The following is a 12530-nucleotide window of genomic DNA, read 5'->3' on the forward strand; positions in this document are numbered from 1 at the left end:
AGCCTTGCCGCGCGGGACGGGTTCGTCAATCAAAGCCCGAGATGGCCTTTGACAGCAGCCATCGCGTCGCCGCCGTCAACGGTGGTCACGCCCTCGAGCCAGGTATCCAGAACACCGGCATTCGCCTTGAGCCAGGCTTCGGTCGCCTCGTCCGGGTCCATGCCTTCGTCAAGGATCTGCCCCATGATGAGGTTTTCCATCTCGAGCGTGAAATCCATGTTCGAGAACAGCGTGCCGAGGTTCGGGCATTCCCCCGAGAACCCTTCGCGGGTGACGGTGTGCACGACACCCTCGCCGCCAAAGAAATCCTCGCCGCCGGTCAGGTACTTGAGCGAGAAGTTGGCGTTCATCGGGTGCGGCTCCCAGCCGAGGAACACGACAGGCTCCTCGTCGCTGTAGGCGCGCTCGACCTGCGCCAGCATCCCTTGCTCGGAGCTTTCGACGACATCGAAGCCTTCAAGACCGTGGGTGTTCTCTTCGGTCAGGCTAATGAGATAGGCGTTGCCCTCGTTGCCCGGCTCGATGCCGTAGATCTTGCCGTCCAGCGCGTCGCGGAAGTTGGCGATGTCGGCGTAGGACTGCAGGCCCGCCTCGTAGACGTAGGTCGGCACTGCGAGCGTGTATTTGGTGCCTTCGAGGTTCACGTTGATCTGCTCGATCTCGCCGCCTTCGAGGTAGGGCGTGATTGCGCCGGTCTGCGCGGGCATCCAGTTGCCGAGGAACACGTCGACATCGTCGCTTTCCAGCGAGGCGAAGGTGACGGGCACCGACAGGACCTTGACGTCGACGTCATAGCCCAGCCCTTCGAGGACATGCTTTGCGGTGCTGGTGGTGGTGGTGATGTCGGTCCAGCCGACATCGGACATCACGACAGTGTCACATTGCGCGGCGGCCGATCCGGCGGCGAGCAGCGTCAGCGCCGAGACGGTGGAGGCGAGAGAAGTGAGTTTCATGAGCAGCTCCCTGTTGGGTGGTGGTGTTGGTTTTGTTGATTGACTAATCAAACAATCCATGACTATCCCGATATTGCAACCGCTTTTTGTGCTTTTCGGGGGAGTGCCGCCAAATGAGCGTCGAGCCGCAGCGCCGTTCCCAGCTTGTCGAAGCCACGATCACCGAGATCGGGATGACCGGATCGCTCAATGTGACGGTCGGGCAGATCGCCAAGCGCGCCGGGGTCTCCGCCGCGCTGGCGTTCCACTACTTCGGCGACAAGGATCAGCTTTTCCTTGCGGCAATGCGCCATATCCTGACGATCTACGGGGCCGAAGTGCGCGGTGCGCTGGCCGCGGGCGCCAGCCCCCGCGACCGTCTGAACGGGCTGATCCGGGCCAGTTTCTCGCCCACGAATTTCCGCCGCGACGTGATTGCCGCCTGGCTGAATTTCTACGTTCTCGCGCGCCGTGCGGACGCTGCGAAACGGCTTCTGGCGATCTATCACAGCCGTCTTCAATCGAATCTCGTGCACGATTTGCGGCCCCTCGTTGGTGCGGATGCCGCCGATATCGCCCAGCGAATCGGTGGGCTGATCGACGGACTCTATCTGCGCAATGCCATCAATCCCGAGGTCATGACCGGCAAGAGCGCGGCGGCGCATGTGCTGGCAGCCCTAGAACGCGAAATCGGTGAATGCAAATGACACGTCCGAATATCCTTGTCCTGATGGTCGACCAGTTGAACGGCACGCTGTTCCCGGACGGACCTGCCGACTGGCTGCATGCCCCTAACCTCAAGAAGCTGGCCGAGCGGTCGGTGCGGTTCGAGAATTGCTATACCGCGTCGCCGCTGTGTGCGCCGGGGCGCGCCAGCTTCATGTCGGGCCAGTTGCCTTCCGTCACCGGCGTCTACGACAACGCCGCCGAGTTTCCGTCCGACCTGCCCACCTATGCGCACCATCTGCGGCGCGCAGGGTATCAGACCTGCCTGTCGGGCAAGATGCACTTCGTCGGCCCAGACCAGATGCACGGCTTCGAGGAACGCCTGACGACCGACATCTACCCCGCCGATTTCGGCTGGACGCCCGATTACCGCAAGCCGGGCGAGCGGATCGACTGGTGGTATCACAACATGGGATCGGTCACCGGCGCGGGTGTCGCCGAGATCAGCAACCAGATGGAATACGACGACGAGGTCGCCTTCAACGCCTGCCAGAAGATCTATGACCTGGCGCGCGGCAAGGACGACAGGCCCTGGTGCCTGACGGCCAGCTTCACCCATCCGCATGATCCCTACGTCGCGCGGCGCAAGTACTGGGATCTCTACGAGGAGTGCGACCATCTTCTGCCAGAGATCGGCGCGATCCCCTACGACGATCAGGACCCCCATTCGAAACGCATCTTCGACGCCAACGACTGGCGCAGCTTCGACATCTCCGAAGACGACATCCGCCGCTCGCGCCGCGCCTATTTCGCCAACATCAGCTATCTCGACGACAAGATCGGCGATATCCTCGATACGCTGGAACGCACCCGGCAAGAGGCGATCATCCTGTTCGTGTCGGATCACGGCGACATGCTGGGCGAGCGCGGCCTGTGGTTCAAGATGACCTTCTACGAGGGCTCGGCCCGGGTGCCGATGATGATCGCTGCACCCAGCCTCACCCCCGGGCATGTCCGCACGCCGGTGTCCAACATCGACGTGTGCCCGACGCTGTGCGATCTGGCGGGCGTGTCGATGGACGAGGTGATGCCGTGGACGGCGGGCGAGTCGCTCGTGCCGCTAGGCCGGGGCGGAACGCGCACCGCGCCGGTGGCGATGGAATACGCCGCCGAGGCGTCGCAGGCGCCGCTCGTCGCGCTGCGGTCGGGGCGCTACAAGTACACCCGCTGCGCGCTCGATCCCGAGCAACTGTTCGATCTGGACGCTGATCCGCATGAGTTGGAAGATCTTGCGGGCGATCCGGCCCATGCGGACGCGCTGGCCGAGTTGCGCGCCGAGGCGGATCGCCGCTGGGATCTATCCGCCTTCGACGCCGACGTCCGCAAGAGCCAGGCGCGGCGCTGGGTGGTCTACGAGGCGCTGCGCAACGGCGCCTACTATCCGTGGGACTACCAGCCCCTGCGCAATGCCAGCGAGCGGTTCATGCGAAACCACATGGACCTCAACACCGTCGAGGACAGCCAGCGCTTTCCGCGCGGCGAGTGACCGGAGACACACCCATGGCCTATGCCCCCCAGCCCACAGCAAGCCACTACATCGGCGGCGTCTATGTCGAGGACACCGGCGGCGACGCGATCCCGGTGATCTTTGCCGCTACTGGCGAGACGATTGCGACCGTCCATGCCGGCACGCCCGCCATCGTCGAGCGTGCGCTGGCCGCCGCCACTGACGCGCAGGCAGAGTGGGCCGCGATGACGGGCCGGATGCGCGGCCGCATCCTGACCCGCGCAGCGCAGATCATCCGCGAGCGCAACCGAGAGCTGTCCGAGCTTGAGACGCTCGACACCGGCAAGCCGTTGCAGGAAACGCTGGTGGCCGATGCCACGTCGGGCGCGGATGCGCTGGAATACTTCGGCGGGCTGGCGGCGACACTGACCGGCGAGCATATCCAGCTTGGCGAGGATTGGGTCTATACGCGGCGCGAGGCGCTTGGCGTCTGCGTCGGCATCGGCGCATGGAACTACCCCACCCAGATCGCCTGCTGGAAGGCCGCCCCCGCGCTGGCCTGCGGCAACACCATGGTGTTCAAGCCATCCGAAACAACGCCGCTTTGCGCGCTGAAGATCGCGGAAATCCTGACCGAGGCGGGCGCACCGCCGGGCGTGTTCAACGTGGTGCAGGGCATGGGCGCGGTCGGCGCGCAGCTTGTCACCGACCCGCGCGTCGCCAAGGTGTCGCTGACCGGCTCGGTCCCCACCGGCAAGCGCGTCTATGCCGCCGCCGCCGCCGAGATGAAGCACGTCACGATGGAGCTAGGCGGCAAATCCCCGATGCTGGTGTTCGAGGATGCCGATATCGAGAACGCCGTCGGCGGCGCGATCCTGGGGAACTTCTATTCCTCGGGTCAGGTCTGTTCCAACGGCACGCGGGTGTTCGTGCACCGCGCGATCAAAGAGGCGTTCCTCGACCGCCTTGCCGCCCGCCTGTCGGACGCCGTGATCGGCGATCCGCGCGACGAGGCGGTGAACTTTGGCCCGATGGTGTCTGAACGGCAGATGCAGACCGTGCTGGGCTATATTGAGAAAGGCCTCGCCGAAGGCGCGCGCCTTGTCACCGGCGGCACGCGGCTAGACCGCGACGGCTGGTTCGTCACGCCCACAGTCTTTGCCGATGTCACCGACGACATGACCATCGCCCGCGAGGAGATTTTCGGCCCGGTGATGGCCGTTCTCGATTTCGACGACGAGGCCGAGGCGATCGCCCGCGCCAACGACACGCCCTATGGCCTGTCGGCTGGCGTGTTCACCCGTGATCTGGCGCGCGCGCACCGGGTGATCGCGCAGCTTCGGGCAGGGACATGCTTTATCAACTCCTACAACGATGCGCCCGTCGAGGCGCCGTTCGGCGGCGTCAAGATGTCCGGCGTCGGGCGCGAGAACTCGCGCGCAGCGCTGGAACACTACAGCCAGGTGAAATCCGTCTATGTCCGCATGGGCGACCTCGAGGCGCCGTTCTGATGCAGGCCGACTATGTCATCGTCGGCGCGGGCAGCGCCGGATGCGCCATGGCGTACCGGCTGGCCGAGGCAGGGCGCAGCGTTCTGGTGATCGAACATGGCGGCACCGATGCGGGGCCGTTCATCCAGATGCCGGGCGCGCTGTCCTACCCGATGAACATGAAGCGCTACGACTGGGGCTACCGCACCGAACCCGAGCCACATCTGGGCGGGCGCGTTCTGGCGACGCCGCGCGGCAAGGTGATCGGCGGGTCATCCTCGATCAACGGGATGATCTACGTGCGCGGGCACGCGCGCGATTTCGATGCCTGGCGCGACGGCGGCGCGGCGGGCTGGGGCTATGCCGACGTTCTGCCCTACTTCAAGCGGCAGGAGACCTGGCACGACGGCGGGCACGGCGGCGATCCGTCCTGGCGCGGCACGGACGGCCCGCTGCACATCACGCGCGGCAAGCGCGACAATCCCCTGACCCGCGCCTTTGTCGAGGCAGGGCGGCAGGCGGGTTATCCGGTGACGGGCGACTACAACGGCCACCAGCAAGAAGGCTTCGGCCCCTTCGACATGACCGTCTGGCAGGGGCGCCGCTGGTCTGCCGCCAGCGCCTATCTCAAGCCCGCGCTGAAACGCCCGAACTGCACCCTGATAACCGCCCTCGCACGCCGCGTGGTGATCGAGGACGGGCGCGCTGTCGGTGTCGAGGTGTCACGCGGCGGCAGGACCGAGGTAATCCGCGCCGAGGTCGAGGTGATCCTTGCCGCCTCGTCGATCAACTCGCCCAAGCTATTGATGTTGTCGGGCATCGGCCCCGCCGCGCACCTGGCCGAGCATGGCATCGACGTTGTCGCCGACCGCGCGGGCGTCGGGCAGAACCTGCAGGACCATCTGGAGCTTTACGTTCAGGCCGCCGCGTCGAGGCCGGTCAGCCTGTTCCGCTACTGGAACCTTGTCGGCAAGGCCTATGTCGGCGCGCGCTGGCTGCTCAATCGCACCGGTCCCGGCGCGTCGAACCAGTTCGAGAGCGCCGCCTTCATCCGGTCCGAGGCGGGCGTCGAATACCCCGACATCCAGTATCATTTCCTGCCCATCGCGGTGCGCTACGATGGCAAGGTCGCCGCAGAAGGGCACGGATTTCAGGCCCATGTCGGCCCGATGCGCTCTCCCTCGCGGGGGGCGGTCACACTGCGCTCTGCCGATCCCGCCGACGCGCCGCGCATCAGGTTCAACTACATGGCGCACGAACAGGACTGGCAGGATTTCCGCCGCTGCATCCGCCTGACGCGCGAAATCTTTCGGCAAGATGCATTCAAGGACTATTACAAGCACGAGATCCAGCCGGGCGCCGCCGCGCAGTCCGATGACGAGCTGGACGATTTCATCCGCGAGCATGTCGAATCCGCCTATCACCCCTGCGGCACCGCGAAGATCGGGCGCCGCGATGACCCGATGGCTGTCGTCGATCCCGAATGCCGGGTGATCGGCGTGGATCGCCTGCGGCTTGCCGACAGCTCGATCTTTCCGGTCATCACCAACGGCAACCTCAACGCGCCCTCGATCATGGCGGGCGAGAAGGCCGCCGACCACATCCTTGGCCGCCCGCCCCTGCCGCCCGAGAATGCCGAGCCCTGGGTGCATCCCGATTGGCAGGGCTCGCAGCGCTAGCCGGTCAGCAGCGGTGCGACGACCACGCCGCCCGCCAGCCAGCAATACGCAAGCATCGCCAGCACGAAGAGCGTCCTGTCGGTCGCGCCGACGCCCCAGTCGATGGCGAAGCCCGAGGTGCGGATCTTCCAGCCTACGAACACAAGGGTGGCCGCGAGGAAGACGAGGTTGAGGAACAGTGTGTAATCGACCTGAAAGAAGTCGCGTTCCGTGACGCTTTTGGCGCTGGAGGCCTCTGGCAGGATCCCGGCAAGCTGGAACCCGTAGTGCATCGCGATCGTCGCCGCGACGAGCGCCACAAGGAACACGGCCAGCACATAGAGCGCAAAGCGCCAGCCGTAGTATTTCGCCTGGATGCGCAGCACCGGCAGGACCACGAGATCGCTGAAGATGAAGGCCATCACGCCGGCGAAACTGACCCCGTTCGAGAACAGCACCGCCGCAAGGGGAATGTTGCCCATCGATCCGATGAAGGTGAAGAACGCCGCCACCGGGCCGACCAGCGCATGTTGCAGCAGGTGAAGAAAGCCGAGATCGTCGCTGCCTGACCCGATGAACAGCCATTGGAAGAAACTGCGCGGCACGAAGGCGGCGACAAGCCCGGCGACCGTGAAACCGATGGTCACGTCCTTCCAGACCATACCCCATTCCATGAAGTAGCGCATCGACACCATGCGCCAGCCTTCGCGGCGCACGATCATCTTGCGCCAGTCGGGCACCTCGCCCTGCCCGTCCCCCTCTTGCCTGCGCGCCCGCTCGCGTGCCGCTTCGGTCAGCTTGGCAGGGCCGGTCAGCCGAACGATCAGCCACATGATGAGGATCAGCAGAAGGCCGCCGAGGTATTCGCCGACGACGAATTGCCAGGACAGGAACACCGCGATGATGATGCCCAGCTCCACGACCAGGTTGGTCGAGGCGAGCAGGAACGCCAGCGACGGCACCAGCCCTGCCCCCTTGGCGAACAGCGACCGCGAAGTTGCAAGCGCAGCGAAGGAGCATGAGCTTGAGACGAAGCCGAACAGGGTGGCCAGCGCGACGCTGCGCGGCCCTGCCTCGCCCATGCTGCGCTTCATCCGGGCCTCGGTGACGAAGACCTGGATCAGGCTGGACACCAGATAGCCAAGGCCGAAGGCCCAGAACGCCATCCAGAACAGACCCAGCGACGTGCGGGCGGCGTCATGCCAAAGGCTCGCGAATTCCTGCATCATGCCGATCAACACGGCAAACACCCGATTGTTTCAGCGTACGCACCGGCGCTTTGGGTGACAGCGCGGAAGGCCGGATTGGCGCGCGTCCGAAGTCAGCGTTTGGACTTCAGGTGGCTGAGCAGGTGATGGAACTTTTCGCCCTGCACGGCGACATGGCCGCGCAATTCGTCGGCTGTCCGCTTGCTGTCGCCATCGGCCAGCGCCCGAAGGATCGCTTCGTGCTCCGCCATGGATTGCTCCAGCCTGCCGCGCAGGTGAAGCTGGAGGCGCCGGTAGGGTTTCAGCCGCTTCTGCAGCCGAAGGGCCAGATCGCGCAGATAGCTGCTTTGCGCCGCCTCATAGATCAGGTGATGAAACTTCTCGTTGTGGGCATAGTACTTGTCCGCATCGGGCGCGGCGACGGCCCGCTTGCACAGCTCGTTGACGTCCTGAAGCGCTTGCAGGTTCGCCTCTGTGATCCGCTTTGCCGCAAGATAGCCGCAGGACGCTTCGAGTTCGGCCATCGCCTCGAACATCTCGACAAGCTCGACAGGCCCCGGCTCGATCACGAAGACGCCGCGTCGGGGGCGCTGTTCGACAAGTCCCGAGGCGACCAGCTTTTGCAGCGCTTCGCGGATCGGCGTCCGGGACACCCCGAACTGTTCCGACAAACGGATCTCATCCAGCCGCTCGCCATGCGCGAAGCTGCCCGTGACGATCATCTGTTCGAGATTGTCGAGAATATGATCCGCGCGCCGAACATCCATGAGAGCAGTCTCCATCAGCTTTGCGCAAAATGCAAAGGCGCTGCGCTTGTATACAAAAATGTTGACATAGGATGCAACATGACAGTCTGTGGTCGCACGAGCCGCCGGGAGAAGTTCAGGCTGGCGTCCTTGGGAGGATAACATGAAAATTTCACGCTACGCCGCAGCGGCGGCGATCACCGTCATGGCGGGCACAGTCTCTGCCGCAGAGCTGCGCCTGTCGCACCAGTGGTCCGAAGGCGATGTGCGCCATCAGGTCGCGCAGATGGTTGCTGAAGACGTCGCCGCCGCCGGAGTGGATCTGAGCATCCAGATCTTTCCGAACCAGACCCTGTTCAAGGCGCGCGAACAGTATACGCCGCTCAGCCGCGGTCAGCTTGACATGACCGTGCTGCCCCTGTCCTACGCCGGTGGCCAGCAGCCTGCCTACAACCTGACCCTGATGCCCGGCCTCGTGAAGAACCACGACCACGGCGACCGCCTGTCGCATTCGCCGTTCATGGCGGAAATCGAGAACATCATGGCCGGCGACGACGTCATGGTCCTGGTGCACGGGTATCTGGCGGGCGGCTTCGGCTCGAACAAGGGCTGCATCACCAAGCCCGAAGATGTGGCCGGGGTGTCGATTCGCGCGGCGGGCAAGGCCTTTGAGGAAATGCTCGCGGCTTCGGGCGCGTCGATCTCGTCGATGGCATCGTCCGAAATCTACCCGGCCCTGCAATCGGGCGTTCTGGACGCCACCAACACGTCCTCGGAAAGCTTCGTCAGCTTCCGGCTCTATGAGCAACTGGATTGCTATACCCCGGCCGGGGACTACGCGCTGTGGTTCATGTATCAGCCTCTGATCATGAACAAGACCACTTTCGACGGCCTGAGCGCCGACCAGCAGACCGCGCTTCGCACTGCCGGTGAAAAGGCGCAGGCCTTCTATCTGGAGCAGGCCAAGCTGGGTGATGCGGTCGCGGCCAAGGCGTTCTCGGACGCGGGCGTGGAGCTGGCCGAGATGACCGAGGCGGACTTCAACGCGTGGCGCGACATCGCCGCGACGTCGTCCTACCCGTCCTTCGTCGCCGAGACGCCGGACGGCCAGAAGCTGCTCGACATGGCGCTTTCCGTCGACTGAGGCGTGACGCTGCACCTGCCGGGGCGTCCGGCAGGTGCATTCCCATTCCATTCCAGCTTGAAGGTATGCCTTGTGGAACGCCCTGCTTCTTCGATGCCCTCCGCCGTGCGTCTGGTCGGCACCCTGTCGACCATCAGCGGTGTGATAGCGTCGTTCATGATCCTCGCGTCGGTGCTGATCACCTGCCAGATGATCTTTGTCCGCGCCGTGCTGGGCAAATCGACGATCTGGCAGACCGAAGCCGTGATTTACCTGATGATCGCCGCCACGATGATCGGTCTTGCCTATGTGCAAAAGCTAAAGGGGCATGTCGGCGTCGACCTGATACCGACGATGCTGGGGCCGAACGGGCGCCGGATCGTGGCGTTCTTCACGCTTGGCGTCACCGTGCTCATGATGGGCCTGATGCTGTATTACGCCTATGACATGTGGCATTTCGCCTGGAAGCGGGGGTGGAAATCCGAAACCGTCTGGGCCGTTCCGCTGTGGATCCCGTATCTGTCGGTCCCCTTGGGCTTTGGCCTGTTTCTGCTGCAACTTTTCGCTGATCTGTGGATGGTCGTTCGAGGCGAAGACATCGGCGCGCCCGTGCCTGCCGAAGACCGGAGGCACTGATGGATCCGCTTGCAGTTGGTGGGCTTGTAGCCCTGTGCACCGTTGTCGTGCTGTTTTCCGGGGTGTCCGTCGCCACGGGCCTGCTGATCGTCGCCACGGGGTTCCTGCTGGTGTTCGACGGCGCCCGGTCGCTCGTCGCCCTGCCCGAGTTGATGTATGGCGAGTTGAACAGCTTTGCCCTGCTGTCGATCCCGATGTTCATTATCATGGGAGCCGCGATTTCCTCGACCCGTGCGGGACCGGACCTTTATGAAGCGCTGGAGCGCTGGCTGACAAAGGTACCGGGCGGGCTGGTCGTCTCCAACCTCGGGGCCTGTGCGCTGTTCGCCGCGATGTCGGGGTCGAGCCCCGCCACCTGCGCCGCGATCGGCAAGATGGGCATCCCCGAGATGCGCAAGCGCGGCTATCCCGATGAAGTGGCGGCCGGGTCGATCGCCGCGGGCGGCACGCTTGGCATCCTGATCCCGCCCTCGGTGACGATGATCGTGTATGGCATCGCCACCGAGACCAGTATCGGCCGCCTGTTCCTTGCGGGGGTCATTCCCGGCGTGTTGCTGGTGTCGCTGTTCATCGCGTGGGCGATCTATGACACCTGGCGGCGCGGCGCGGCGGGCGTGGCCCTGTCCGGCATCAGCTACAGCTGGGCGCAGCGGTTCGAGGTCCTGCCGCGCGTCCTGCCGTTCCTCGCCATCATCGTCGGCGTGCTCTATGCGCTCTACGGCGGCATCGCGACACCGTCGGAGACCGCTGCTGTCGGCGCGATGCTGTGCATCATCGTCGCGGTGATCGTCTACCGGCTGTATCAGCCGATGGCGCTGTGGGCTGTCCTGCGCGATTCCACGAAGGAATCCGTGATGATCCTGTTCATCATCGGCGCGGCGGGCGTGTTCTCGTTCATGCTGTCGTCGTTGTTCGTCACCCAGTCCGTCGCGGGCTGGATTGCCGAGCTGGACGTGAACCGCTGGGTTCTGATGGGCATCATCAACGTGTTCCTGCTGGTGGCGGGCTTTTTCCTGCCCCCGGTCGCGGTGATCCTGATGTCCGCGCCGATCCTGTTGCCGATCATCACCAGCGCCGGTTTCGATCCCATCTGGTTCGCGGTGATCCTGACGATCAACATGGAAATCGGGCTGATTACGCCGCCGGTGGGGCTCAATCTCTATGTGATCAACGGCATCGCGCCCGACATATCGCTCAAGAAGATCCTTGTCGGGTCGCTGCCGTTCGTGGGCTGCATGGTGCTGGCTATCGTCATCCTGTGCGTCTTTCCGGGTCTTGCGACATGGTTGCCCGACTACCTGATGGGTCCGGCGCTATGAGCCTGCTTGCGGACCTGCTGTCGACGCTCATCGATCGCCGCCTAGCAGTGACGGGCGGCAGCAAGGCCGATGACCGGCCCATCGAAACGCTGTGCCGCGATCTGGTCGGGAACCTTGGCGAGGTGACCGGCTTTGCCATGGCGTGCCAGATCCTCGACCGCTTCCAGGCGATGGACCCGGACGCGCGGCACGCCTTCTTCACCTTTCTCAACGACGAGATGGATATCGACCCGGACGCCGTCGCCGCAGCGACCACGGCCTATGCGGCGGACCGGTCGGTCGCCAATTTCCGCCGCCTGATGCGCGCGGCCGAGGCTCCGCGCCAGGAACTCGCCCGCCGGCTCAACCAGGTGCCGGGCGCGACCGCTCGCATCGTGGCGATGCGTGAGGATCTGCTGCGGTTCATGAAGACCGACCCCGCGCTGGCCAAGCTGGACGCCGATCTGCGGCATCTGCTGTCCAGCTGGTTCAACCGTGGTTTTCTGGTGCTGCGTCCGATCAACTGGGAAAGCCCGGCGCATGTTCTGGAAAAGATCATCGCCTATGAAGCCGTGCACGCGATCGACAGCTGGGACGATCTCAGGCGGCGGTTGCAGCCGCGCGATCGGCGCTGTTTCGGCTTCTTTCATCCTGCGATGCCGGATGAGCCGTTGATCTTCGTCGAGGTCGCCCTGACCAAGGGCATTCCTGGATCGATCCAGTCCCTGCTGTCCGAGGGGCGCGATCCACTGCCCGAGACACAGGCGGATACGGCGGTCTTCTATTCGATCTCGAACTGTCAGGCCGGGCTTGCGGGGATCTCGTTCGGCAATTCGCTGATAAAGCAGGTGGCGCGCGATCTGAGCGGGGTCTTGCCGCAGATCAGCACCTTCGTGACGCTCTCGCCGATCCCGGGGCTGATGAAATGGCTGGCGGAAAAGGGACTGGACGACCGCATTGACGATCCCGAGGCGGTCCGCGCGCTTGCAACGCAGTATCTTCTCGGGGCCAAGCGTGAAGGCGGCTTGCCCCGCGATCCCGTTGCGCGGTTCCATCTGAACAACGGTGCCTCCGTCCACGAGGTCCACGCCCGGGCCGACCTGTCCGCGAACGGCCTCGCGCAATCCGCAGGCGCGATGGTGAACTACCTCTACGATCTGGACCGGATCACCGAGAACCACGAGGCGTTTGCGAAGAACCAAGTCATCACGGCATCCGCCCAACTGCGCGCACTTGCCCGCAAGGCAATGACGCCCGCCACCTGAC

The 12530-nt window shown here is 64.5% G+C and carries 11 protein-coding genes; 8 read left to right on the plus strand and 3 right to left on the minus strand.

All coding sequences use genetic code 11. The annotated features are described in order from the left end of the window. Positions 1–29 precede the first annotated feature (29 nt). Entirely contained in the window at positions 30–953 is a 924-nt protein-coding gene (gene choX / locus KTJ87_RS08410; protein WP_267138649.1) for a choline ABC transporter substrate-binding protein, read from the minus strand. Positions 954–1066: 113 nt separating this feature from the next. Between choX and betI the strand changes: the two genes are divergently transcribed. Genes betI through betA form a run of 4 tightly spaced genes read left to right on the plus strand, consistent with a single transcriptional unit; the run spans position 1067 to position 6274 of the window. Beyond that, entirely contained in the window at positions 1067–1639 is a 573-nt protein-coding gene (betI, locus tag KTJ87_RS08415) for a choline-binding transcriptional repressor BetI (RefSeq protein ID WP_267138650.1), read from the plus strand. Continuing rightward, a complete protein-coding gene (betC, locus tag KTJ87_RS08420; RefSeq protein ID WP_267138651.1) occupies positions 1636–3144 on the plus strand; it encodes a choline-sulfatase in 1509 nt (502 codons plus the stop codon). The genes betI and betC overlap by 4 nt, the downstream gene beginning before the upstream one ends. 14 nt (positions 3145–3158) lie before the next feature. Next, positions 3159–4616, plus strand: coding sequence for a betaine-aldehyde dehydrogenase (betB, locus tag KTJ87_RS08425; protein WP_267138652.1), 1458 nt, complete (start codon positions 3159–3161; stop codon positions 4614–4616). After that, a complete protein-coding gene (gene betA / locus KTJ87_RS08430) occupies positions 4616–6274 on the plus strand; it encodes a choline dehydrogenase (protein ID WP_267138653.1) in 1659 nt (552 codons plus the stop codon). Before betB ends, betA begins: the two co-directional genes overlap by 1 nt. On the opposite strand, the gene KTJ87_RS08435 is transcribed toward betA, so the two are convergent. After that, positions 6271–7494, minus strand: a complete 1224-nt coding sequence (locus KTJ87_RS08435; RefSeq protein ID WP_267138654.1) for a permease — start codon at positions 7492–7494, stop codon at positions 6271–6273. The genes betA and KTJ87_RS08435 overlap by 4 nt on opposite strands. Before the next feature lie 80 nt (positions 7495–7574). Further along, positions 7575–8228 (minus strand): GntR family transcriptional regulator, encoded by a 654-nt coding sequence (locus tag KTJ87_RS08440; RefSeq protein ID WP_267138655.1) that lies wholly within the window; start codon positions 8226–8228, stop codon positions 7575–7577. A gap of 142 nt (positions 8229–8370) precedes the next feature. Here KTJ87_RS08440 and dctP point away from each other — a divergent pair, with 142 nt between their 5' ends. The 4 genes from dctP to KTJ87_RS08460 all read left to right on the plus strand — a co-directional run bounded on the left by dctP (position 8371) and on the right by KTJ87_RS08460 (position 12529). After that, a complete protein-coding gene (gene dctP / locus KTJ87_RS08445) occupies positions 8371–9351 on the plus strand; it encodes a TRAP transporter substrate-binding protein DctP (protein ID WP_267138656.1) in 981 nt (326 codons plus the stop codon). Positions 9352–9444: 93 nt separating this feature from the next. Next, on the plus strand, positions 9445–9966 hold the full coding sequence (locus KTJ87_RS08450; protein WP_267138760.1) for a TRAP transporter small permease: 522 nt from the start codon (positions 9445–9447) through the stop codon (positions 9964–9966). After that, a complete protein-coding gene (locus KTJ87_RS08455) occupies positions 9966–11285 on the plus strand; it encodes a TRAP transporter large permease (RefSeq protein ID WP_267138657.1) in 1320 nt (439 codons plus the stop codon). Before KTJ87_RS08450 ends, KTJ87_RS08455 begins: the two co-directional genes overlap by 1 nt. Continuing rightward, on the plus strand, positions 11282–12529 hold the full coding sequence (locus KTJ87_RS08460) for a malonyl-CoA decarboxylase domain-containing protein (protein WP_267138658.1): 1248 nt from the start codon (positions 11282–11284) through the stop codon (positions 12527–12529). Before KTJ87_RS08455 ends, KTJ87_RS08460 begins: the two co-directional genes overlap by 4 nt. Position 12530: the final 1 nt, after the last annotated feature.

Source organism: Anianabacter salinae, from assembly GCF_019061145.1.
GTDB lineage: Bacteria > Pseudomonadota > Alphaproteobacteria > Rhodobacterales > Rhodobacteraceae > Anianibacter > Anianibacter salinarum.

Excerpts from the sequence above, each read along its gene's own strand:
- betA (WP_267138653.1), top strand. The coding sequence starts at position 4,616 with ATGCAGGCCGACTATGTCATCGTCGGCGCGGGCAGCGCCGGATGCGCC.
- betI (WP_267138650.1), top strand. The coding sequence starts at position 1,067 with ATGAGCGTCGAGCCGCAGCGCCGTTCCCAGCTTGTCGAAGCCACGATC.
- KTJ87_RS08450 (WP_267138760.1), top strand. The coding sequence starts at position 9,445 with ATGCCCTCCGCCGTGCGTCTGGTCGGCACCCTGTCGACCATCAGCGGT.
- choX (WP_267138649.1), bottom strand. The coding sequence starts at position 953 with ATGAAACTCACTTCTCTCGCCTCCACCGTCTCGGCGCTGACGCTGCTC.
- KTJ87_RS08460 (WP_267138658.1), top strand. The coding sequence starts at position 11,282 with ATGAGCCTGCTTGCGGACCTGCTGTCGACGCTCATCGATCGCCGCCTA.
- KTJ87_RS08455 (WP_267138657.1), top strand. The coding sequence starts at position 9,966 with ATGGATCCGCTTGCAGTTGGTGGGCTTGTAGCCCTGTGCACCGTTGTC.
- KTJ87_RS08440 (WP_267138655.1), bottom strand. The coding sequence starts at position 8,228 with ATGGATGTTCGGCGCGCGGATCATATTCTCGACAATCTCGAACAGATG.
- betC (WP_267138651.1), top strand. The coding sequence starts at position 1,636 with ATGACACGTCCGAATATCCTTGTCCTGATGGTCGACCAGTTGAACGGC.
- dctP (WP_267138656.1), top strand. The coding sequence starts at position 8,371 with ATGAAAATTTCACGCTACGCCGCAGCGGCGGCGATCACCGTCATGGCG.
- betB (WP_267138652.1), top strand. The coding sequence starts at position 3,159 with ATGGCCTATGCCCCCCAGCCCACAGCAAGCCACTACATCGGCGGCGTC.